This is a genomic window from Thalassotalea euphylliae, assembly GCF_003390375.1.
GTDB classification, from domain to species: Bacteria; Pseudomonadota; Gammaproteobacteria; order Enterobacterales; family Alteromonadaceae; genus Thalassotalea_F; species Thalassotalea_F euphylliae_A.
On the sequence record NZ_QUOT01000001.1, the window covers coordinates 2,627,828 to 2,651,427 of the forward strand.

At 42.0% G+C, this 23,600-nt stretch carries 22 protein-coding genes; 11 read left to right on the forward strand and 11 right to left on the reverse strand.

Annotated features, from left to right (window positions below):
• Nucleotides 1–20: 20 nt before the first annotated feature.
• The 5 genes from DXX94_RS19325 to DXX94_RS11710 all read right to left on the reverse strand — a co-directional run bounded on the left by DXX94_RS19325 (nt 21) and on the right by DXX94_RS11710 (nt 4,742).
• A complete protein-coding gene (locus DXX94_RS19325) occupies nt 21–614 on the reverse strand; it encodes a succinylglutamate desuccinylase/aspartoacylase domain-containing protein (protein WP_181901542.1) in 594 nt (197 codons plus the stop codon).
• A 50-nt stretch (nt 615–664) separates the two neighbouring features.
• A complete protein-coding gene (locus tag DXX94_RS19330) occupies nt 665–1,168 on the reverse strand; it encodes a transposase zinc-binding domain-containing protein (RefSeq protein ID WP_181901543.1) in 504 nt (167 codons plus the stop codon).
• 554 nt (nt 1,169–1,722) lie between these two features.
• A protein-coding gene (locus DXX94_RS11695) for an IS3 family transposase (RefSeq protein ID WP_116016061.1) occupies nt 1,723–2,900 on the reverse strand; the annotation gives its coding sequence in 2 pieces (ribosomal slippage) (nt 1,723–2,633 and nt 2,633–2,900; 1,179 coding nt in all).
• Nucleotides 2,901–3,570: 670 nt separating this feature from the next.
• Entirely contained in the window at nt 3,571–4,419 is an 849-nt protein-coding gene (locus tag DXX94_RS11705; RefSeq protein ID WP_116016063.1) for an HAD family hydrolase, read from the reverse strand.
• A 2-nt stretch (nt 4,420–4,421) separates the two neighbouring features.
• Nucleotides 4,422–4,742: a DUF6482 family protein gene (locus tag DXX94_RS11710; protein WP_116016065.1), complete on the reverse strand. Its 321-nt coding sequence runs from the start codon at nt 4,740–4,742 to the stop codon at nt 4,422–4,424.
• A 355-nt stretch (nt 4,743–5,097) separates the two neighbouring features.
• Here DXX94_RS11710 and DXX94_RS11715 point away from each other — a divergent pair, with 355 nt between their 5' ends.
• The gene (locus DXX94_RS11715; RefSeq protein ID WP_116016067.1) at nt 5,098–5,607 is read left to right on the forward strand and encodes a flavodoxin family protein; all 510 of its coding nucleotides are present in this window, start codon (nt 5,098–5,100) and stop codon (nt 5,605–5,607) included.
• Here the strand turns inward: DXX94_RS11715 and DXX94_RS11720 are convergent.
• Complete coding sequence (locus tag DXX94_RS11720; RefSeq protein WP_116016069.1) at nt 5,584–6,192, reverse strand: peptidoglycan-binding domain-containing protein; 609 nt, start codon at nt 6,190–6,192, stop codon at nt 5,584–5,586. The two genes, DXX94_RS11715 and DXX94_RS11720, sit on opposite strands and share 24 nt — an antisense overlap.
• Nucleotides 6,193–6,260: 68 nt before the next feature.
• A complete protein-coding gene (locus tag DXX94_RS11725; protein ID WP_116016071.1) occupies nt 6,261–7,670 on the reverse strand; it encodes a choice-of-anchor L family PEP-CTERM protein in 1,410 nt (469 codons plus the stop codon).
• Nucleotides 7,671–8,114: 444 nt separating this feature from the next.
• Between DXX94_RS11725 and pgi the strand changes: the two genes are divergently transcribed.
• Nucleotides 8,115–9,746 carry a glucose-6-phosphate isomerase gene (gene pgi / locus DXX94_RS11730; protein ID WP_116016073.1) on the forward strand — a complete coding sequence of 544 codons (1,632 nt, stop codon included), beginning with the start codon at nt 8,115–8,117 and terminating at the stop codon, nt 9,744–9,746.
• Nucleotides 9,747–9,786: 40 nt separating this feature from the next.
• Here the strand turns inward: pgi and DXX94_RS11735 are convergent, their stop codons facing one another.
• Both DXX94_RS11735 and DXX94_RS11740 read right to left on the reverse strand, forming a co-directional pair.
• The gene (locus DXX94_RS11735; RefSeq protein WP_116016075.1) at nt 9,787–10,170 is read right to left on the reverse strand and encodes a hypothetical protein; all 384 of its coding nucleotides are present in this window, start codon (nt 10,168–10,170) and stop codon (nt 9,787–9,789) included.
• The gene (locus DXX94_RS11740; RefSeq protein ID WP_116016077.1) at nt 10,128–10,985 is read right to left on the reverse strand and encodes an EamA family transporter; all 858 of its coding nucleotides are present in this window, start codon (nt 10,983–10,985) and stop codon (nt 10,128–10,130) included. Before DXX94_RS11740 ends, DXX94_RS11735 begins: the two co-directional genes overlap by 43 nt.
• A gap of 262 nt (nt 10,986–11,247) precedes the next feature.
• Here DXX94_RS11740 and DXX94_RS11745 point away from each other — a divergent pair, with 262 nt between their 5' ends.
• From DXX94_RS11745 to DXX94_RS11765, 5 genes are all read left to right on the forward strand, one after another.
• The gene (locus DXX94_RS11745; protein WP_116002203.1) at nt 11,248–11,997 is read left to right on the forward strand and encodes a SapC family protein; all 750 of its coding nucleotides are present in this window, start codon (nt 11,248–11,250) and stop codon (nt 11,995–11,997) included.
• 187 nt (nt 11,998–12,184) lie between these two features.
• Nucleotides 12,185–13,891, forward strand: a complete 1,707-nt coding sequence (locus DXX94_RS11750) for a hypothetical protein (protein WP_116016079.1) — start codon at nt 12,185–12,187, stop codon at nt 13,889–13,891.
• 154 nt (nt 13,892–14,045) lie between these two features.
• A complete protein-coding gene (locus DXX94_RS11755) occupies nt 14,046–14,888 on the forward strand; it encodes a substrate-binding periplasmic protein (RefSeq protein ID WP_116016081.1) in 843 nt (280 codons plus the stop codon).
• A gap of 94 nt (nt 14,889–14,982) precedes the next feature.
• The gene (locus DXX94_RS11760) at nt 14,983–15,609 is read left to right on the forward strand and encodes a YjaG family protein (protein WP_116016083.1); all 627 of its coding nucleotides are present in this window, start codon (nt 14,983–14,985) and stop codon (nt 15,607–15,609) included.
• A gap of 59 nt (nt 15,610–15,668) precedes the next feature.
• Nucleotides 15,669–16,442, forward strand: coding sequence for a CPBP family intramembrane glutamic endopeptidase (locus DXX94_RS11765; protein WP_116016085.1), 774 nt, complete (start codon nt 15,669–15,671; stop codon nt 16,440–16,442).
• Here the strand turns inward: DXX94_RS11765 and rsmD are convergent.
• Nucleotides 16,434–17,042 (reverse strand): 16S rRNA (guanine(966)-N(2))-methyltransferase RsmD, encoded by a 609-nt coding sequence (rsmD, locus tag DXX94_RS11770; protein ID WP_116016087.1) that lies wholly within the window; start codon nt 17,040–17,042, stop codon nt 16,434–16,436. The genes DXX94_RS11765 and rsmD overlap by 9 nt on opposite strands.
• A gap of 576 nt (nt 17,043–17,618) precedes the next feature.
• Here rsmD and ftsY point away from each other — a divergent pair.
• From ftsY to ftsX, 3 genes are all read left to right on the forward strand, one after another.
• Nucleotides 17,619–19,124: a signal recognition particle-docking protein FtsY gene (gene ftsY, locus DXX94_RS11775; protein WP_116016089.1), complete on the forward strand. Its 1,506-nt coding sequence runs from the start codon at nt 17,619–17,621 to the stop codon at nt 19,122–19,124.
• Nucleotides 19,125–19,355: 231 nt separating this feature from the next.
• Entirely contained in the window at nt 19,356–20,072 is a 717-nt protein-coding gene (ftsE, locus tag DXX94_RS11780) for a cell division ATP-binding protein FtsE (protein ID WP_116016091.1), read from the forward strand.
• Entirely contained in the window at nt 20,065–21,039 is a 975-nt protein-coding gene (gene ftsX / locus DXX94_RS11785; RefSeq protein WP_116016093.1) for a permease-like cell division protein FtsX, read from the forward strand. The genes ftsE and ftsX overlap by 8 nt, the downstream gene beginning before the upstream one ends.
• Here the strand turns inward: ftsX and DXX94_RS11790 are convergent.
• The gene (locus DXX94_RS11790) at nt 21,036–22,247 is read right to left on the reverse strand and encodes an EAL and HDOD domain-containing protein (protein WP_116016095.1); all 1,212 of its coding nucleotides are present in this window, start codon (nt 22,245–22,247) and stop codon (nt 21,036–21,038) included. The two genes, ftsX and DXX94_RS11790, sit on opposite strands and share 4 nt — an antisense overlap.
• Nucleotides 22,248–22,521: 274 nt before the next feature.
• Here DXX94_RS11790 and rpoH point away from each other — a divergent pair, with 274 nt between their 5' ends.
• The gene (gene rpoH, locus DXX94_RS11795) at nt 22,522–23,388 is read left to right on the forward strand and encodes an RNA polymerase sigma factor RpoH (protein WP_116016097.1); all 867 of its coding nucleotides are present in this window, start codon (nt 22,522–22,524) and stop codon (nt 23,386–23,388) included.
• Nucleotides 23,389–23,600 lie beyond the last annotated feature (212 nt).

The window sequence follows — 23,600 nt, forward strand, 5'->3', positions numbered from 1 at the left end:
AAAATAAACGCTTTATAGGTTTAAAGCGTCACGGTAATTTTTTTACCCAACGACATCGCTAGATTGTTGTCGTAATAAGCGGCTTCGTTAATAAAATGAGGATAGGCCTCGTAATCGCCCTGCCAGCATACTTCTTCGCCACTAAATAGCGTAAAAATAGGATCGCCCGGGTTCAGCGGTTTAAAATCTTGGTCTTGGACATTTTTGTGCACCATGCCAATGCGTTCACCCTGTTCATCCATTGGTAAAGTCAAGGTTTCAACATAAGTGTACGCTTGATATTCAGCAGGCAGCTCAGGCAAGTTATCAGCATTAAAGGCATCGACAAAGTCTAAAATATGGCCTGTCATTTCTTCCATCCAATCAAGGATGTCTTGTCGAATCACCGAAGCGCCTTGCAGGTGGAGTAGACTGTCTTCATCATCAACAGGTAAATTTAGATAGCCGTTTTCCATATCACGTTGGATTAATCCTCGCCTTTCCAAATAGTTAGCTATGCGTTGACTAATTGTATGAACCAGTTTTTCAAGTTCTTTGTGACCAGCGGCTTTTGTCTGGATGAATACGGCTTTATCAAACCGATTATTGGTAATTACCCCTTCAAGGAACAACATATGAAAGTGGATATTAAGGTTCAGTGCACTACCAAAGCGCTGAATATAAGTTACCGCGCCTGTTTTGGCTTTTTGATTTGAAAAGCCAGCTTTTGCATAATACCTGTTGAAATTGCGCGATGTATGATTTGCATAACCTTGCTTAGCTCTTTGGGATAGCGAGCCAGAAGTAGTCTAAGCGGTATCGGTAAGCTGAGTACCCACTGCCTAATAGGATACCCGCCCAATACGTCATCAACCAATAATTTGGCACTTTCAGCCATTCTTCTTGCGCCATAGCTAGGACAAAAACCTCGTTTTTTACAACTAAACGCTACGAGCTTTTCATGTTTGCAATCATCGCAAACTACTCGTAAAAAGCCATTTTCAAGACGACCGCAACGGAGGAATCCTTCAAATTCGTTTTCTACATAATGAGGAAGAAACCTATCTTGTGCTGCTAACGTTGCAACGAAAGTGGGGTAGTATCGTTTAACCAGTTGATACAGCAGGGTTGATTCGGGGCGGTGCCGTTTGTATACCCCTTTAGGTGCAATGTGCAAGACTTCTTCCATGAAATATTTCTTATTATCATGGAAGTTAGCTGGCTCTTAATCTACGGATCAATGAGCCAGTAATATCGAGACTAATGACTAACTATCAACGTCCGCTTTCATTGGTTATGGACTGTTATTGCCTTTTCTGGCCGACCGGCAAAAATACGTACATAGATGTCAGTCTGATCTAAGTTCTTTGTGTCAGAAAAGTATTCTGATCACAGTGTATCTATTTCTGCTAAACATATTGATTACGTATAGAGAGGTATCTTTTGTACAATAACCCAGAAGCTGAACTGCAAGCTAGAGCAACTTCATCCAGCCATTTCAGATAGCTCATTATTTTTTCATTACTCCAATTAGTGGGCAATAAAGTTACGTTGGAAGTGATATCTGCAAGTTTCAATAAACGAATACTTTCTGGAGCATCTACCAACTTTTTCAGTACGCTAGCCCTTCTCTCAGACAATGACTTGGTTTTATCGTCAGTCAGTGAGATAACTAGCTCTAAAACCTCTTCCCCGCAATTATCTGCAATGTCCGACCGAGAGCAATCAGTGTCTTTGTAGTGGTCAACTTAAATTGGCCACGGTTTTGTATTCAAGCCAGTATCTTTTCTCTGACTCATTTGGGGTTAAACCAGCATTGTAGTGATGCGGCCTAACTGAGCTGTAATAACCAACAATATAGTGTGTTATTTCAGCTCTAGCTTCAGTAAAGGAACGGTAACCCGTTGTGGGTATCCATTCTGTTTTTAAACTTCTAAAGAATCGCTCCATCGGGCTATTATCCCAACAATTACCACGGCGACTCATGCTTTGCTTTATCTGACAACGCCATAGCAATTGACGGTAGCTTCGGCTGGTGTAATGCGTCCCTTGGTCGCTATGGAACATCACACCTTTAGGCTTACCACGCATCTCATAAGCCATCATCAGTGCTTTGCTCGTCAATGCTGTATCAGGCGATAGAGACATTGCCCAACCAATCGGTTTTCTCGCAAATAAATCAATAACAACTGCTAAATAAGCCCAGCGATTGCCAACCCAGATATACGTAACATCACCGCACCAAACCTGATTCGGCTTAACCACATCAAACTGCTGATTGAGATGGTTAGGTATCGCCACATGCTCTTGATTTACTTTTCTATAACGGTGCTTCGGTAACTGGCAACTCACCAAGCCTAAACGTTTCATATAGCCTGTCGCCCTGAAACGTGAAATATCATAGCCACGGTCTATCGCTATCGTGGATATTGTACGAGAACCCGCTGCGCCATTACTTTCACGGTGGATTTGCTTAACGACAGCGATTTCTTTTAATTGCTTGCTATTCGGCTTCTTAGAGCGCTTATTCCAATACTTAAAGCTACTGCGATGAACATTAAATGTTTGGCAAATGGTGAATTCCGCATAGCTCTCTTTGAGTCGTTTAATTAGTTTAAATTGTTCATCGAGTCCGACATCAAGAGAGCGGTAGCCTTTTTTAGAATTTCCTTTTCTAATTCAATGCGTTTTATCTTTTTCTCAAGCTCTTTAATCTTACACTGCTCTGGTGTCATTGGGCTGGCTTTGCTGGTGATGCCTTTGCGTTCATTACGAAGCTGACGCACCCACTTATCCATTGTCGACTTACCAACGCTCATCGCTTCTGCTGCTTCTCGAACGGAATAACCTTGATCAACAACTAATTGAGCAGCTTCTAACCGAAATTCTGGTGTGAAATTACGTTTGCCTGTTCTTGTCATTTTGTCACCTAATCAATTTTATGAGGTGATGATACCACCTCTAACTAGGTGGCCAAATTTGTTATACCACTACACTTCAAGAACATCATGAAGCCAACCAGCTGCAATAACTTTTTCATCATCGACATTAGCAACATGTTTTAACAGTTCGACTACTTCAGTTAGGTGTTCTGAGTATGGGGCGCCATTTGCCTTTCTGGTTTGTCCTTAGTGAAATTTGATTGCCAGTGCCTTTGCACGAAGCTCAAGCTGCACCATTCTGACGTATCCTTCTGCGTAAAAAGATCGATAAAGACTCAAAATTCTATTTTTGATTAGGTGTTTCTACTACAATATTTTAGCTGAAAATACTATGGTATTGTGACGCAATTTGGTTTGATGAATAACTGGCTAACTACCATTTCCATTGAGACTTTCCAACTATGTTTGTATGACTTAGTCTACGTCAGAATAGTAACCAGAGAGCCCCTTCCATCTTTGTTTACAAAGGGTGTTGTGAAAAGTCCTTATTTTTAATAGAAAATGGTAGTCCCTGACTTTCCAACTTAGTTTGCAGATGACAGCCATTTTGAGAACGGAGAACGCGTTAAAAGGCCATTTAACGGGAAAAAAGCGACTGCGCTTAGCGTTAGTCGCTTTTTTGTTGCTATTTTCGCGCAATCATTTTTACTTAAAATGAAAGACTAAACCTTTTGCGCAAGAATTTAGCGACACCATCTTCATCATGATGACCAATGATTGCGGTTGATGCCGCTTTTATATGCGCTTTAGCATTTTCAGGCGCATAACATTCATCAGCAATTTCAAACATGCTGGTGTCATTGTCGCTATCGCCAAAGCAGATAATGCTGTCTGCACCTAGTTGATTCTTTAGCGCTAGTACCGCAGAGCCTTTATTGGCTGCCGCGTGGTGTACATCTATCCAACGGTAATCTGCTACTAAGGCTTGACCTGAGTAGGCAACGAGATTTGCTTGAGCTGATATTTTTCCATTCGCCTCTTTAACTACATCACTTGGCCCAACCATACTGATGTTAGTGAAATGCAAGTCACCTTTGCATTGCTCAATTGGCAGCAAGCTGACACCATCTTTCTGGCTTAAACGCTGCAACAGACTTTGCTCTGCTTTATTCTTGAGGATGCCATGAAAAATACACCTTCGAGCGTCTTTGTCTAACGCACTGACAAAAGGAGTCGATTGCGGTGAAGCCATGATTTCGACCGCTGCTAAGCTCTCATCCACGCTAAGACAATGATTAAAGCTAAAGCGTTTTTCATTCGGACACCAAGTTAACACGCCATTGGTGTAAATATGGGGAAGCGAGAAAGTATGCTCTTTGATCACTGGTGCTGCCGACAAATCACTGCGCCCTGTCGCAATCGTGTATTGAATGCCTTGGCTATCGAGTGCACGCAGCGTTGCCAGTGTGTATGCGGAGAGTTGAGATTGTTTGTTCAATAACGTCTGATCGAGGTCAAAAACGACCAGTGGATTAGTTGCGCGCAAATTTATTATCACTGTTAGTGGAGGTGTTTTAACACGGCATAGGGATTTTGTCTTAACGGCACTTCAAGGCGGTTGCTACCGTTTTTAGTTGGTTGTCCCACCATTTCATCGTATGCACTTTCGTGCCTGAGCACAATTTCTTTAATGTCGAGTTTTTCGAAATGCTCACGCATCTTGGTGAGATTTCTAGTGGTTAACGTTTTCTGCTCAGATTGCCAAACCACATGTTCACAGCCGTCAATCACAACAATCGCTTGATACAAGGCTTGTTCAAGTGAGTTGATAATTAACTTATCGATTGGCGTGGTTAGCAGGTCTTTATATAGCAGTTTCACGTGGTTACTCGGTTATACGGTGTTGTTTTATGCTTACTCTGTTTGATTAGTGTACGACGCTTTGCCGCTGTTTGATCAATACCAAGGTACTTCACCTCTGAACCAAACATTAATATTCATTTGTTACTTGATCTCAACTTACGTTGAGGTTTTAGGCTTGTGTCTTTCTTATACCAATTGAATTAATGAGTTGATCAATTACGGCGTAGGAAAAAAGTTTCATAAACAAGGCGTTATTTTTTGGTAACTAGTTATTCTAATTTCAAAAATAACAACACAGTTGATGAGCGTTTTAAGCAGCTAGAATGATCAAGTATTTATTGAAATTGGTATTGTTTAATAGAAGGAACAAAACATGAGGATAGCCATTGTCTTAGGCACGAGTAGGTGTGAAGGAAACACTGCTAAATTGGTTAATGACTTCATTAGCAATTGTGAGCACCATGTGTCGCTTTATCTGCTAAGTGATTTCCACATACTGCCTTATGACTATAAGTTTGCTAATCAAACGGATGATTTTTCAACATTGATCGATGAAGTGGTAACAAAGCATGATGTTATTTTGCTCGCCTCACCAATTTACTGGTATTCACCGAGCGCACAGATGAAAGTGTTTATGGATCGATTAACGGATTTGTTGGAAATCAATAAACCGCTTGGCAGGCAATTGAAAGGCAAGGCTGCGGGCGTTATCGCGACAGGCGTCGACGAGCAACCTACTCACTGTTTTGAACAAATTTTTAGTCTAACGTTTAAGTACCTAAATATGCGTTATTTGGGCATGATTTATGAGCCATGCCCTGAAGATGACTGCAATGTTAAAATCAAGCAATATGAATCGCTAATTCAACGCTTTCAAGAATAAACTTGCGAGTGTCGCTTGATCAGGCATACCTGTTTCTTTTAGGCCCAGTTTTTTTTGATAGGCCAGAAATGCTTTACTATCGATTGTAGTAAACTGTTTGCCATCTACCTCATCTTTATAAAAGCCCATAGCTTTTAGTCGTTGTTTTGCTCTTAACAATATTTCTTCGTAATGAAAGCCTACCGCATCACCAACTTGAATCTTTACGATCGTATCCTCTTCGTTGAGCCTAATAGGAAAAATAGACTTTATTAGTGAGTTAGCGGCATCAAAATACTTAATTTCAGGATTAGATTGGCAGTGCTTTTGTAATAGCATTAATAGCAACTCAGTCGTTTGCCAAGGCGAAATATCGTAGTTTTTGGCTTGGACTTGATTAAATGAGGTGATATATCCCTCTAGCCAGCCAGCATACAACAAAAAATCAGAATTTCTTTGTTCTGTAGCCGTTAAAAAGTCAGCACAAGACTTTCTTGCGGCCCCTTTTGCTGCAAATTTTCCATCTTTGTCAGCAGCTAGCACATTAGTGGTCAACGCCAGTAAGGTTAAGTTGATAGTAAATAAAAGTATTTTAATGTTCTTCATAATTTCCCTATTAAAAAGCCTAAGTAGAAATACTTAGGCTATTTTTATACAACAACTGCTTATAAATACTAAATCTTTCTTCTACGTAAGGCTAATCCACCCAAGCCTAAGCTAATTATCAGGATAGACGCTGGTTCAGGGATATCGTTGGCATCTGACACAAATACCGTAATTGGATCTTGGGTAAATGACAAAGCGCCAGATTCGGCAAAAGAAACGCCGGTAACGAATGCTTGTGGGTTGTCTGGGTCCAAGGCTAGGTCAAGGTTAATACCTTGAATTGAGAATGTAGTTACTCCATTAAATCCATTAAGAACAAAGTCAAAGGTCTCACCTGAGTTAAGTGCAAACTGCCGCAACATATTGTTAAACATAAACTCCAAAATATAGCCGTCTGGGTCAGGAACCGCGTCAAATGGTGGTGCTGTAACCGTTGCAATAGCGAGGCTTGATGTATATGTATAACCGGATGCTACATCAGGATCAAACCAGATTGTTTCGCCTTGTTGAACATCAGGGAGACTAAAAACAAATGCCCCATCTTCATTCGTAGGGTTACTAGGGTCGGGTAAAATAGGCGTAAATGGCGATTCACCTAGCTCACCGAAACTTGCCAGAAAAATAGTTGAATCGTAGCCGCCATCAGAAGCATCTGCTAGCAGTAATCTAAAGGTATTTACTCCCTCTTGAACAGGTACATCAAATCTAAGTAAAGGGTTACCGTTAGGAGCTAGTACACCATCTAATTCAGTGCCAGGTAAAGGTAGAAAATCGGGGTGATTGATATTGATAGGTGCTAGTCCGTCTTCTGGCGATGCGCCTGTTGGTAATGCTCCAGCAACATTTTGACCATTTACAAACAGACCAAAGCCATCCACAAACCCTGAATTGACGAACTCAGGGAATTCTTCTGAACCAAAAGCACCGAAGAAGGTGATTGTTGAGGCGCTATCCTCATCAACAGTGAAGCTAATGTCGAGCTGAACGGGGTCGAAATGTTGAAGCTGGCCTGTTAAAGGAGACAGTTGATCGTTTTGTTCTTGACTTGCACTACTTCCATTGTCTAACCCAAATGAATTACTCGTATTTGGGCCGTCTTGATAACTTGTAACGTTACCGGTGCTAAAGACTATACCGCCAGCAGAAGGCAAGTTGTAAACACCGGAGGCATTAGTAAACAAGCCTGCTTGGTTTAATGGTGCGATTGGGTTGTCAAGGTTAACATTCCCATTTTCGCCTGGCCCACACCCTATTTCATCTTCACAATTACCCTCATCACCAGATTCTGAGCTAAATCCACCAGAGAGTATTGCAGAATTTATTGTGATCCCAGAACCCGGAACGAGAAGAGTGTTGGCGAGTTCAGTTGCATCTTGGCTGGCAGTAATGACTATTGCGTACGAAAACTGTGAACTGATCAAGCTAGCTAAGGCGCTAACTCCCAGCAGCGAGCGGATCAAACTACGTCTATTTCTCATGTTTTCTTCCTTTAAAATTATGATCATTGATAGTTTTTCTATTGGTCAGACGAGTTACAAGCAAAACATATGCCCAAACCGTTGGCTTTAGCTACGTTATTGAATTTATTGGGTTGTTTTTAAATGTTGTTGAAAAGCAACTGCTAAAGTGTAAATAAAATAGACGATTAGGGGGAGCTAGGTAAGTTTATAATCGTGATCAGTAGTAAAACTAGTGAAATGAAACCTTTCATCTATCGTTTCCTCTTAACAAATGAAGTAGGCTTTCATAGAGTTGCAAAGTTGATGCGTTATATTATTCATCGCTTTGTATATGTATTCATAGGCGATTTAAGGCCATGAATAAGTGTTGTTGAACGCTATAATGGTTAACCTTTGTCGCGAGTTTACGTAAACTAAAGCAAAAACAGGCGTACTTTTAGAATAATTATTGGGAAATCAACTATGCTCACTTCCTCTGCCGAGTGGAAAAACCTTCAAAAACATTATCAAGATATCGAAGATATTCATATGAAATCACTGTTTGAGCAAGACAGTGAGCGCTTCAACAAATATTCGATGACGGCGGCAGGGCTGACTTTAGATTATTCAAAGAATCATATTACCGAGCAATCCATTGAGCATTTAGTGGCGCTGGCTCAAGCTGCCAATGTTGAACAACAGCGTGAACGCATGTTTGCCGGTAGTGAAATTAATGTGACCGAACATCGCGCGGTACTGCATACGGCATTACGTAACTTCTCTGGCCAGCCAGTGTATGTTGATGGCAAAGATGTGATGCCTGAAATTGAACAAACACGTGCGCAAATGAAACGTTTTGTTGAAGCGGTATCAACTGGTGAAAAGAAAGGTTACAGCGGTAAGGCATTTACTGATGTTATCAGTATTGGTATTGGTGGCTCATTTCTTGGCCCTAAAATTATGTCAGAGGCGTTAAAACCTTATCGCCAAAAACACATTAATGTGCACTTTGTGGCTAACGTTGATGGCTGCCACTTGCAAGACGTCTTAGCGGGCTTAAACCCAGAAACCACGCTGATTATTACATCGTCAAAAACACTGACGACACAAGAAACTTTGCGTAATACCCAGTCAGCGAAAGAGTGGTTTTTACAAACAGCTACACAAGCCGATGTTGAATATAACTTTGCTTGTGTTTCAACCAATATCACCGCCGCACAAGAATTTGGTATTAATCCTGACAATATTTTCCCAATGTGGGATTGGGTCGGTGGTCGTTACTCGGTTTGGTCGGCAATTGGCTTACCGTTAGCACTTGCCATAGGTTACGAAAACTACCATGACTTTTTAACTGGCGCGTTTGAGCTTGATCAGCACTTTCAACAGGCACCGCTGGCGCAAAATATGCCAGTGATTATGGCACTGCTGGGCATATGGTACCGTAACTTCCACGGTGCTCAATCACAGGTATTACTGCCCTATTATCATTACTTACGTGGTCTTCCTGCCTATATTCAACAATTGGATATGGAAAGTAACGGTAAGTCGGTTAACTTAAATAATGAGGAAGCAGACTACGATACTGGCCCGATTATCTGGGGCAGTGAAGGTACGAATGGCCAACATTCATTCCATCAGTTGATTCATCAAAGTAAAACCCATATTCCTGTGGACTTTATGATGCCGCTTCACCCTGCGAGTGAATGTGCTAATCACCACGATATGCTAGCGGCAAACTGTTTTGGCCAAAGTCAGGCGCTGATGGAAGGGCAAAGTGAAGCACAAGTGATTGCTGCAATGAAAAAGGCCAAATGTAGTACGGAAGAGATCAAAAACCTCTCTAGCCACAAGGTGATGAAAGGTAATAAACCAAGCAATACCTTATTATTCGACCGCCTTGACCCAAAAACCTTGGGTAGCCTAATCGCTTTGTATGAGCAAAAAGTGTTCGTGCAAGGGGTGATTTGGCAGATTAACTCGTTTGATCAGTGGGGTGTAGAGTTAGGTAAAGCACTTGGTAATCAAGTGTTAAGTAAACTCGCAGATACCAATGCTAAGTTGACGATGGACGGCTCTACCAACGGCTTAATTTCGCTTTATCGAGCGCGAAAATAACACCTTTTCTCTATAACCGGCTTACTAAAGAATGCACGCTTTAACGTTTATATCTTTGGTAAGCAGGGTGAAACTCTAGGTAATCACACCAAACACTAAAGCTCTTTGCCGTGAAACGTTTATCCGTTGCGCGGTACCATCTCGACGCCCCTCTTGGCGGTAATACAAATTTAATACTGCGACCGTCAATGGCAACATAGCACGCCAATTCGCGTGTTGTTTCATTGGTTACTTTAACGCGGACAAAACCATCGGCGTTGTATCCATATTCAGTGTCGATGCGTGGAATTGCTGATGCATTGAACGTCGTGATCAAAGCGACAAGAGCGATAGCTGATTTTTGTTTGATGGCATAAAACAAGTTTTTCATACGAGTCGTTTTTATTCGCTTGCCTTTTGCACTTGTTGCTTGCTTAGCAGCCATGCAGAGGCCGCTATTAAACTAGTTCCTAACGCCAGCCTTGCGATATCAGCGTGTTCATTAAACAAGGTTAATGCAAATATAACCGCAAATGGAATATAGGCATTATTCATCACTGCAAGTGATGCTGCGTTAACTTGTTTTGCACCATAATTCCACAGCGCAAAACCTACGCCGGATGCGATGATACCTAAATATAGGATCACCAACCATTGACGGTTAGTAATGTCTGATACGCCCACATAAGACTGCTCAACTAACACAATTATCAGCATAAAAATCGCCGCACCTATGTACATTATCGACATATTATTGGTGTGGTCAGTGCTGTACGCTTTACTGATACGTTGATAACCAACTTGGCCTGCGGCAAATGCGAGATTAGCACCTTGCAATATGATAAAACCAACTAACCAAGCATCACTATTTGGTGCTTTAAAAACGATCACGGCAGCACCAGCAATTGAGAGTAAAATGGGTAGCATTTGTTGTAAGTTAACACGACGTGACATTAAGCCGTCGATAAGAAAAACGTACATAGGCGTAAATATTGTGAATACTGCGACCAAGTAGCCGGGTAAATATTGATAAGAACTAATATAGGCCCAGTACATCACACCAAACTGCAGGGCTCCTAACAATAAAAGCTGAACGCTTAGTTTGTTATTAGTGGTAAAACTAATGAAAGGCAAAAAGACCAAGGCGCACAATAACAGTCGTAATGCTGAGACAAGGCTTGGAGCAATACCGGTTAATTCTCCTTTAATGATCCCAAAGGAAAATGCCCATAAAATTGAAACAAAAACGAGAGCTTTCACAGTACTTTGTTATGCGTAGTTTGATTGAATTGCTGAGATAGTAGCACAAAGCCAAATTCAGATATTGAGAGATTTTCTAAGCTTATTTGCACAAGTTAACAGAAAGGAAAAATTTTTTGCGCTGCTGGGTTGAAACCGAGTTAACTAGCTACCATGTCTGTTGTAACAAAATGTAGTCGGTTCGACTGCATGATGAACAAAACAATAATTAAACTGATGCCATTGCGGTATTGAGTTGTATTTTGAAGAGAGAAGTATTGCCATGGCGAATTTAGTACCAATTAAAAAAGAACATCACCAAAATTTAAAAATCGCTGCACAGCGCAGTTTAAAGCATATTGCAGGCTTACATATTGTGCCAATTACTGCGCCAGAGTACTCAAAAGGTGCAATGAGCTACCCTGTATTTATTGTTAAAGACCCTGACTCAAATCGTTTCCGCTCAGTGGCTATGCTAGGTTTAGAAACGGGGGAAAACTTATTCTTGAAAGGTGATGACTGGACTGGTTTATACGCACCGCAAAGTGTTGGTATGGTGCCATTCTCATTAGGTTTAGACCCAGACAAAGAAAAAACACTAACGGCTTGTGTTGACCTAGATAGCGAATATGTAGGTGAAGATAAAGAGCTACCTTTGTATAACGAAAAAGGCGAAGAAACTGACTTGATGAAGAACATTCAAGACACGCTTGGCCGTTTATATGAAAGTGAAGTCATGACTGAGCGCTTCATCAAAGAAATGCAAGACGCAGAATTACTTGAAGAAGTTGAACTAGTGATTACCTTTGCCAACGGTGAGAAGAAAAAAATTGTTGGTATTCATACCATTAAAGAGCCGAAGCTACGTGAGTTGTCAGACGAGCAAGTACTAGATTTTCACAAGCGTGGCATGTTTATCCCAATCCACTCAATGCTATCGTCAATTGGTCAATTAAATCGTCTGGCTCAGTTACGTAACGAACAGAGTGACGTGAAGGTGGCTGGCGTACAAGTAGTACCACTTGAAAAATAAAATGAATTTATAAAATTATTAATATAATCATTATATTAATCACAAATTAGGGGCTTAGGCCCCTTTTTTATTGGTATAACTCTTCGGTACTCATACAGCGTGCAATAACGGTTAACAACTAGCCACTGCTGTGTTAGTTTAAGTTACATTGCTAATAATAGGTTATGTGGTAAATAACGAGGATTTTATGGCAGACAACAATAAACTTTCCAAGGAACTGGAAGAACAAATACAAAGCCTAGCCAGTGAAGTCTACATTCAAGTAGAAGAGCGTATGGCGAGTATTATATCGTCTGCGCAACAACAACCTATCTCAGAGCAAGTGATCACAGAACATCAGCTCTACCAAGCTGCCCTCGAGAAGCAACAACAGTTAGCAGCAGATCTCGCCGCGGCTAACCAACAAACCGAATCAGAACAAGCCAAACACCAACTAGCACTCGATGAGCTGCAAGCGAAGCTTGATGCTAGCGAATCTGAAGTAAAAAATATTGGTGAATTGAACAACGCTAAACTTACTGATACTGAGCAAGTACTCAAAGAAAAAATTGCAAACATTGCAGCGCAAGAACAACAGATTGCTGAGTTAAATGATGAGCAAAATAAAACTCAGGAAAAGCTGGTAGATATCACCGAGCAACTAGCACAGACTAAACAAGAAAACCAAACGCTAGCAACAAAAGAGCAAAACCTACTCAAATCAGACAAAGCAAAAACCGCAACGCTGGAAGTTCAAAATCAGCAAATATCTGATCTCAATACTAAGTTAAATGAAGTTAGTAGTGCACTAGAGCATGCTCAATCACAATTTGGCCAGAAAAGTGAAAGCATGCAAGCATCATTGGCCAACGAACAAGCGCAAACTAAACAACTAACGGAGCAAGTCACTACACTGACTGCCCAGCTTGGCCAAAGCCAAGCGCAACAGGATAAAGACCAAGGAGAGTTGCAGGCCAAGCTAGCGGAAGCAGAGCAGCAACGTAGTGAATTTAAAACTGAGTTAGATGCATTAACTGCCGAGCTAAACGACAAAGTTGAGCAAGTGAACCTACTTCAGCAAAGTTTGCAGAAAGTAGAGCAAAATAAGCAAGCGTTGGAACAACAAGTTGGTGACGCTGCAAAACAAAGCGAGACACTTGAAGCACAGGTTAAGCAGTTATCAGCTCAGTTAACACAGTCTAACAGCCATGGCGAGCAGCAAACCAAAGCGCTGGATGACGCTAAACAAGCACTTGCTGAGAAATCTGACCAATTAACGCAGCTTGAAATTCATCATCAGCAAGCGTCAGCAAAGCAAGCTGAACAGCATCAAGTTGAAACGGAAAAATATCAAGCTGCTGAACGCAGTTATCAGCAGCAAATTGAGCAAGCCAAAATGAAAGCTAATGATGCTGAACGCGAGCATCAGTCTCAGCTTCAGCAAGTTAAGGCATTGCAAGAGCAAGTGGCGACGTTGACAGAAAAAGTCACCATCGCGCAAAAGCAACATGAAAGTGATGATGCCATTATTAGTGAATTAACTGGCAAGTTAGCGGCTGGTGAATCTTTGTTTACGGAGAAAATTGAATATTTAACCAGCCAAGTGGCATCGCTTGAAAAGCAATTAACGCAAGAACAGCAAAGCTCAGAACAACAGCAGATCAAACTCGATAAGCTAAACGAACAAATCAAGCAAGCACTAGCAAATGAGCAAAAAGCGGAAGAAAAGCTGGCTAATGCGAAAGAGAAATTCGAGCAAGATAACAATAATACCCGCGAAACAATTAAGTATCTGCGTGATGAAAACTTAGAGCTTAATACTAAGCACGAGCAAGAGTTGACTGAGTTAGAAGACAAATTACGCGAATATCGTTTGCGCTTTGAATACGCGCAGCAGCAGCTTCAGCAAAACTAGCTACATTGCTGATCCTAAAGCTCTAGTCTTAATTTCTACTCAGGTGTTCGCTCGGTAGGTAAGTCAGTTACATAACCCCTCAAGCACGCAGCACTTGTTTTGTGTGTTTATTCACCACATAATACCCGCACCTTGTTTTATCTAAACTTTATGTATGAAAAAAGTGTGCTTTGCACTGCTTCTATGGTTGTTCGTTAATCCCGCAGTACTCTCCGCCCAGCATGTAAAAATTGCAACTTATGATACATTGCCACCGTTTGCCTTCACCAATAAAGACGGTGAACTGACAGGTATTTATATTGAAATTGTCAAAGCGGCACTGGCAAGAATGCCAGATTATACGGCATCTTTTAATGTCTTACCTTGGGCCAGAGCAAAGCAGGAAGCGGCAGCCGGAGCAACTTTTGCAATTCTTCCTCCATATTTTCATGCTCATGACTGGCTAACCGAGACTGAGCCGAAACGCCCTTATATCTGGCCCTATTCATTACCGCTTTTTACTCAACATGATGTTGTAGTGTGCAACGAAAACGCAGCACCACCTGTAGATACCAATTTTCCAATGGATTATCAAGGTCTTAGGTTTGTTATGGCACGTGGTGATGGCCGAGCTGGTGAGCAGTTTTTTCAACTGGCAAAAGAGAAAAAAGTCGAACTTAAACTACTCGACAAGGCTGAAAGTATTATTTCCTTTTTACTGTTAGCACGGGCGGATTGCACTATCATGCCACGCAGTGTGTTCTCTTGGTATGTTAAGCAGATGAAACAGTCGGGGGAGTATCAAAAATACGATCGCAACGGGGTTAACTTAGTCGAAGCCACAACGATATTTCGCAATGACGGCTATTTAGGTTATAGCGATATTAATGCTGAGCAAAATTTTCCATTTAAAAAAGACTTTGCGATTAAATTTGATATCGAAATTTACAAAATGAAAAAAACAGGCGTCATTCAACAGATCGTTGAGCGCTTTATTGCTAAAGATAATCCACAGTAGCTTTTACTGAACCATTAAACAGCGTGTAAACTCGCCGCGACAATGATTTTTCTCTGATATACTCTCGGCAACGCTAGTTAACGAGGCTTTCTCTATGGCAATGCATTTGCCTTTCGCAAAATTATCTCAATGGCAACAAACGGCTTTTTGTTGTGCCCTGCTCGAGCGTATGTTGCCCAATTATACAATGTTTTCGCAAGCGGCAGAATTTGGTGATCCATCTGTGCTGCGCAATCAGTTAGATTTATTGTGGCAACGCCTCGATAGCTCGCAAAAAATAAAAATGAATATCGATGCTCAGCTGGAAAAGCTAGAGCAGCAAACGCCTGAGCCACAAGCGTTTGATTTTTTTGGTGTCTTCCCGGCACTTGATGTTTGCATGGCATTGATGTCCTTGTTACAAGCGTTGCAAAGCAAAGACCCACAAGAATTTGCCAGCGTTTCACGTTTATCAACCAACAGCGTCAGTTATTACATTGAATTAATGCTGGCTGAAGAGTTTGCGGATGAGGTGGGTGATGATCTTGATGATGGCCAAGAAGACCCAACAGAGCTGATCAGACAACAAGTTAAGCAGCACCCTTTGATGGTATGGGAGCGAGCAACCCAAAATGAGTTGTTCGATTTTCTTAAACAAGCGCCTGAAAACAAGAACACCTGTAAGCAAGCAAAGGCGATGGTGTTAGAAGAAGGACTATCGAACTTAGGTATCGAAATTTAATCGTCTTTTTTTGCCATAATCTTTTTGCAATAGCAGAATAAAAACTTGGAAACCTTCGGATGGAACCACAAGAATCAAAGGATAAGCAAGCAGTTAGCACTTTAAATAGCCAACAAAAGTTAGCAACCACGCCGTCGATTATAGTCACCTTATTTTGGGCGCTGTTTCTGTACATAGTGCCAAGTTTTATCGTCAGCTTTGGCTTTGGCATGTATGCACAAGCATACGGAGTAGCAAGCGGCGATGCTTGGTTTGCTCAGGTTGAAACCCTACTTGCCATGACGTTTGCGGTTTATTTGATAGTACTGCCCTGCTTATGGTTATTGGCAAAATATAGTCATGAACCCCAGTCCTGCCATGAAACTAGATCAGCCCGACATTTCCTCAACTTGGCTCTGCCATTACCGAAACTAGTATGGTTAGTGATTGTCTTTAGCGCAGCATTTTGGCTAATGATGACGATCGCAACTTATGTCTTGGCGCTTGAAGAAGAGCCATTTATGGAGCAGCTCAAGAACTCTGCCACGCCAATATGGTTTATTTTGTTGAATACTTGTGTGTTGGCGCCCATCGTTGAAGAACTTGTTTTTCGGGGCTGGCTATTTAAGCGCTTCGCCTTAACGCAATTGGGGCAGGTCGGTGCGATTGCTATCACAAGTTTGTTGTTCGCAGCCATTCATATTCAATACAGTATGGCAGGCATCATTTTTGTATTTGTGCTGGGACTTTACTTCACTTGGATACGGGTAAAATACCACAGTACCAGCTTAGCGATCGTTGCTCACGCAACTTGCAATAGCCTAACCATGTTTGCTTTGTATTACTTATACTAGCTGGTACAAGCGATAGGTAACCTGGCCTGCAGTTTTCTCTTTTGCTAACTGCCAGTTTGCTGGCACACTTGGTGTTGGGCTATCGGATTCTGTTTCTACATAAACTAACGCGTTTTCACTAAGCCAACCTGAAGTGAGCAAATCAATGGTTTGCTGAGCCAGTTGCTGTCTAAATGGCGGATCAATAAATACAATATCGAACTGGTTTTTAGGCTTGGTAAGAAAATCTAAAGTGTTGGTATTCACCACCTCTAGGTTGGTGGCGTTTAGCAATGATTGGTTGGCTTTTAACTGTTTGGCTGCGGCGTCATTGAGTTCGATCATAGTGACTATTTCTGCGCCACGCGACTGCGCTTCAAAACCCAAGCTACCTGCTCCGGCAAAGCAGTCTAAGCAGCTACTGCCCTGAATCTCTGTCATTAACCAGTTGAACAAGGTTTCTTTAACGCGATCGGTTGTTGGGCGCAGGCCATCAGCTGATAAAACAGGCAGTTTTCTTCCTCTGTGCTGACCTGCAATGATACGAATTGAGCTAGTTGATTTTTGTGACTTAGCTGTCGAAGAAGTCGTTGAGCGTTTGCGAGCGCGCGCTTTATTCATTTAGCATTACTCATTTATTTGATCTGATTGACATCGAGCCAACAAATACCAATTGAAATCAATACTTAATCATTCAGCGAGAATTAAAAGGCTTAGAGGCAAGGCATTGATTTCAGAGAATGGTAATCCCTTGTCAAAATCAATAACGCCACATATGAGCCTTTTAAACTCGCCCGTTGGGAGCGTTTCAGCGTCGCGATAACTTCGCCAAATTGATGAGATGTAGAACAACTATATCAACAAAAATTTGGCTTGTTCTCCCAACGCTGACAGCGCTCTGAATTGATCAATTAATTAATTCAATTGGTATAAGATAAGGCGTCTGGTTTTTCAAGACAGAATTAGGTGGTAATATAGCGACCAATTTTATCTGGTATCCGCTTGCTTGGCTATAAGGATGCCAAACCTATCGAATTGACAACACACTGGAGACATTCTTTAAGATGGCATGTCGTCGAGGTGATGTCTGGCTTAGATTGTCTGCATCAAGTTAACTTAATGCTGTGACCATGGCTAAAGTACGAACCAAACTTGCTTTATCGAGCAAGCGCAACCAAGTAATTAATAGTAGATATTATGGCAAAGAAAAAAGGCTTATTTTCTCGTTTTGGTCGAGGCAAACAGAATTCCCCTGAGCAAGAAGTTGCTAGTGAATCAAGTGTAAGTTCAGCTGAAACCGAACAGAAAAAACAAGGTTTCTGGTCGAAATTAGGCTTTGGTAAAGACGATACATCAAGTGATGTAAACGATGCACAGGCTAGCGACCCCCAAACTAACGAATTAGCAATCACTGAATCAACCACTGCGGAATCAAAAAGCAGCGAAGCAGTGCCTGCTGACATAGAAACGGCCGAGCAAGATACGCCAGTTGCAAAAATAGATGCACCACAAGAGCAGCCACAAGTTGAGCAAACAGCGCCAGTTGATGAAAAGCCAATCGAACCAGAAGCAGCAGTTGAATCTACTGGTGATTTAAGCCCAGAACCTGTTGAAGAAAAAGCTCTTGTTTCAGCCGATAGTGACATCAAAAATGTCTTGCCAGAGCCAGAGCCAGAGCCAGAGCCAGAGCCAGAGCCAGAGCCAGAGCCAGAGCCAGAGCCAGAGCCAGAGCCAGAGCCAGAGCCAGAGCCAGAGCCAGAGCCAGAGCCAGAGCAGAAACAAGGTTTCTTTGCACGTTTAAAACAGAGCTTAAGCAAAACTCGCCAAAACCTAGGTGGCAGTATTTTCGATCTGTTTCATGGTAAAAAAATTGATGATGATCTCTTTGAAGAATTAGAAACTCACCTGTTGCTGGCTGATGTCGGTGTTGATACCACAATGAAAATTATCGACTCACTGACCGATGCCGCGTCGAGAAAGCAACTCAAAGATGCAGAAGCGCTTTATGACTTGCTTAAAGTGGAATTGAAAAACTTAGTAGACCCCGTTACTCAGCCGCTTGATATTCCAAAAAGCGATTCGCCTTACGTGATTTTAATGGTTGGCGTTAATGGTGTGGGTAAAACCACAACCATTGGTAAACTCACCAAGCAACTTCAGGCGCAGGGTAAGTCGGTTATGTTAGCTGCGGGCGATACCTTCCGTGCAGCGGCGGTAGAGCAACTGCAAGTTTGGGGTGAGCGCAACGATATTCCGGTTATTGCTCAGCACACTGGCGCAGACAGTGCATCGGTTATCTTTGATGCATTAAATGCTGCTAAGGCGCGTGGAGCAGATGTATTAATTGCCGATACTGCAGGTCGACTACAAAACAAAGGCCACTTGATGGAAGAGTTGAAGAAAGTGGTACGTGTGATGAAGAAAATCGACGAAAACGCACCACACGAAGTGATGCTCACCATAGATGCTGGCACTGGTCAAAACGCGCTTAGCCAAGCGCAGTTATTTGATGAAGCGGTTAACTTATCTGGTATTACATTAACCAAACTTGATGGCACTGCAAAAGGTGGTGTGGTATTCGCGATTGCCGATAAATACCAAATCCCAATTCGCTACATTGGCGTCGGTGAAGGTATTGACGACTTGCGTCCATTTAATAGTGATGACTTTATTGAAGCCTTGTTTAGTAAGGAAAATAGCTAAAGAGAACAGCTAAACATTGAGCCCATAAGAACAAATAGCGCTAATGGTAATTGTCGCGACAGGCTTTAGTCGTTGCTTTTAAACTCAGGGATGATAACAATAAAGCATTAGTTGTAGCGTTGGTTAACTTAAATTACTCCAACGCTATGCACTAACAAAAGAAAATAAAGACAAAAGACGGCCAATAAATCAGTCGCACATTAACCTAAACGCAAACAATAACAACAATAAATGATCCGCTTTGACCAAGTAAACAAAACCTACCTCGGCGGCTTCCTTGCCTTAAAGCAAGTGAGCTTTCAAATAGCCCCTGGCGAGATGGCCTTTTTAACAGGCCACTCTGGTGCCGGTAAGAGTACCTTACTTAAGCTGATCAGCCTGATGGAAAAACCAAGTTCAGGTACTATTCATATCAATAATCAAGATCTCGCTCAGGTCGGTTACCGACAAGTACCTTACATGCGCCGCCATATTGGTATGATTTTCCAAAATCATAACTTACTGATGGATCGCACTGTTTTTGACAATGTTGCGTTGCCATTGATTATTGAAGGTTACAGTCAGAAAGAAATTCGCAAGCGTGTAGATGCGGCGCTAGACAAGGTGCACTTGGGCAACAAACAAAAAAGCTTCCCCAATATGCTTTCAGGTGGTGAACAGCAGCGTGTCGGGATTGCGCGAGCAATCGTCAACAAGCCCCCTATTCTGCTTGCTGATGAGCCAACAGGTAACCTAGATCCTAAGCTTTCACTAGAAATTATTAAGCTATTTGAAGAGTTTAACTCTGTTGGCGTTTCTGTACTAATTGCCACCCATGACCTTGGCTTAATCGCTCGTATGCGCTATCGCACGTTAACGCTTCGAGCGGGTAATATGATCAATGATGGCCTTGTTGACGGCTTACAGCCGGATGATGCAATGGCTAATGGTGAAACACGCTATGACTAGTGAATTCCAGCCCCAACAGCAACCTAAAGTAAGTTTAGTGCAGCGCATGCTAGCGTTTCCATTACGCCATTTACAGCAAGCTATCGGCAGCTTAGGTGACTTATGGCGCACGCCATTTACTACCTTGATGACGTTACTGGTCTTAGGTATTAGCCTTACGTTACCGGCTACTTTGCATTTATTTGTTAAGAATGCCGATACGGTTGTTGCACAGTGGGATTCGGCCTCGGAAATTACCCTGTTTTTAAAGCTAAATATTAATGATAAAGCCGCGCAAAACTTTGCCAGCCGAGTAGAGCTTTACCCTGAAGTTGCGGCGGTTGAATATATTTCTGCTGAGCAGGCGTTGAAAGACTTTAAAGCACACTCTGGCTATGGTGATGCGCTGGCCTATCTTGACAGCAACCCCTTGCCTGCAACACTGCTGGTATCGCCAACACAGCGTGCTAGCCAAGCACATGCGGTACGTGATTTACTTGCCAAGCTTGAGCAAGAACGCGAAGTTGACCAAGGTAAGCTTGATTTAGAGTGGTTAACTCGTCTAGAAGCGATGGCAAAGCTGGTTGAAGATGTGGTGATAGGCGTTGCATTGTTGCTTTGCTTGTCAGTGGTATTAATTATCGGTAATACGATTCGCCTGGCGATACTCAATCAAAAAGACGCTATCGCAGTAATGAAGTTGGTTGGCGCGACCGACAGCTTTATTCAACGGCCATTTATGTATGCTGGCATGTGGTATGGTATTGCGGGTGGTTTTTTCGCAAACTTAGCCATCTTTATTCTTGCTCATTACCTTTCTGGAGCCATTACCGATCTAACTGGCTTATACGGTAGCAAGTTTGAGTTAGAAACCTTGTCTGCGAGTGAAAATTTAATTTTACTCTTTGCTGCAATTTTACTGGGTTTGCTAGGTAGTTACTTGTCGGTTCGACAGCACATTCGAGCCATCGAGCCAACCGCAGATTAGCAGCTGAGCATACTGTCTGCCCAACTCATTGCTTCAATATGCGCTGCCGAGCATTTTTCCATATCGAGACCAAATTGTTGTGCGATGCTTTCACTGTGCAGCCATTGCCCTTGTTCAAAGTGCTTGGCCAGATCTAGGTAATTTGTCAGGTAGATAGCCTCTCCCAGCAAGGCTGATTTGATGTCTTGATCTATGGGTAAAATTTCCACCACGCTCTGAATATCGTGATCTAATATTCCGTCTATCATCGAAAGCAAGCCAGTTAAAAAGGCTTTCGGTGGGTTATCACTATCTTTAAGTAGCTGGCCAATTTGTTCACAAAATCTTGCTCTGAACAATGATATGCGCATTAACTCGCTGGCTTTATCTTCGGCCAGATCAGATAGTGCCAATAGCGCGATAAACTTTTTCAGCTCAACCTCGCCGATGTAAACAAGCGCATGCTTGAGTGAGGTAATTTGTTGGCTACGACCATAGGTTGGACTATTGATAAAACGCAGTAGCTTGTAGGTTAAGCCTGGGTCGCTACTAAAGATATCGCTGATATGATCAAAGTCGAGCGACATTTTACTGGCTTGATTGATAAGTTCTAAAATATTGTGTTTGGTGGTTGTTATCTTCTTCTGTTTCAGCATTTCCGGCTTGGCAAAGAAGTACCCTTGGAACAGTGAAAAGCCTAACATTTTCAATTGTTCGAATTGCTGCGCTGTTTCAACTTTCTCTGCCAATAGAGTTTTGTTGTAAGGCTTGATCCGGTTGACATAGCGGCTTACTTCAAGAATCGATATCGATAAGACATCCACCTTAATAATATCGATATACGGTAAGAATACATCCCATTTAGGATCAAAATCATGATCGTCGAGTGCCAATACATAGCCCTGCTCTTTAAGTGATTTACATGCGGCTAACAATTCGTCGCTGATCGGTACATCTTCAAGAATTTCGATCACGATCTTTTTAGGATCTAAAAAGCTAGGAAAGTGGCGAATTAGTGTATCCGCATGAAAATTGATGTAGGCTGGAAGATCCCCAGTAACCTGCTCAACCCCCATAGTTAAATGGTTGTTTGTTAATATATTTGAGGTTGCTTGGTCGGGGTTTATGTTGGGAAAGTAATTGCTGTCGCCATCGCGAAAGAGTAATTCATATGCAACCAAATTTTGGTTGATGTCGAGGATAGGTTGGCGCGCAACATAGGAATACACAATATTTTACCTTTAATTACAGTCAATGCTTAGCTATTGGTCGGAGATCTTTGCTAAGGTGATGATGTTTTAAGCATAAGTTTTTTAAATATAATCTTAGCCTAGCAGAACGCCGTAATTATTTTCATCGGCGCTGAAATAAAATAGTGATATTCATGATCTGGTAATAAAAAGTTGGTATTCATAGTCGCAACGGTAAATAAAGCGTGCTAACATCGCGACCCGGCTATGTGAATATTTTCTATAGTTTCCAGTGTAAATCGAGGTTTTTCAAATGAGTGAATCAATGCAATCAATGGCCTTAACTGTTCCGCAAAGCGGCAGCATTGAAGCATATGTCCAATCTGCATACAGCATCCCTGTGCTTACCGCAGAGCGAGAGCACGAATTAGCCACTCGTTTGCATGACCAGCACGATCTTAACTCGGCGCAAGAGCTGATCATGTCGCACCTGCGTTTTGTTATCCATATTGCCAAAAACTATTCAGGATACGGTTTACCGCAAGCTGACCTTATTCAAGAAGGTAACGTTGGCTTGATGAAGGCGGTTAAGCGCTTCAACCCAGAAGTGGGTGTGCGTTTGGTTTCTTTCGCCGTGCATTGGATCAAAGCAGAAATTCATGAGTACGTGCTCAAGAACTGGCGTATTGTGAAAGTGGCGACAACCAAAGCACAGCGAAAATTGTTTTTCAACCTGCGTAAGAACAAGAAACGTTTAGGTTGGTTTAGCAATGATGAAGTGAATACCGTTGCGGAAACGTTAGGAGTTAGCACGAAAGACGTGATGGAAATGGAATCACGTATGAGCAGCCAAGATCAAGCATTCGAGTTATCATCAGATGATGACGATAGCGCTAGTGCTGGTGGCAACTTCTCTCCTGCTCAATACCTTGAAGACAAGCAGTCTGATTTAGCGCAGTCAGTTGAAGAAGCCAACTGGGAGCAACATGCTAATCAACGATTATCATCAGCCTTGATTACCTTAGATGAACGTAGTCAAGACATTGTTCGTACGCGCTGGTTAGACGATGATAAATCGACGTTGCAAGAGCTTGCCGATAAATATCAAGTATCAGCTGAGCGTATTCGTCAACTAGAGAAAAATGCACTGAATAAATTAAAAAGTGCGATGACTCTCTAGTACCCTCGCATAAAAAATTGATTCATATAGAAAGCCGACGCAAGTCGGCTTTTTTGTGCCGAAATCAGGCGCTCAGATTCATAATTTCCTCTAATTTCCTCTAATTTGCTTGATATAACACCAGTCATGATTGCTAATAGTGTGGGCTAGAGTGTAGTTGTTAGATTAGTGTTACTTAACACTGGTGATCTAGTTGATTTTTGATAGACTAT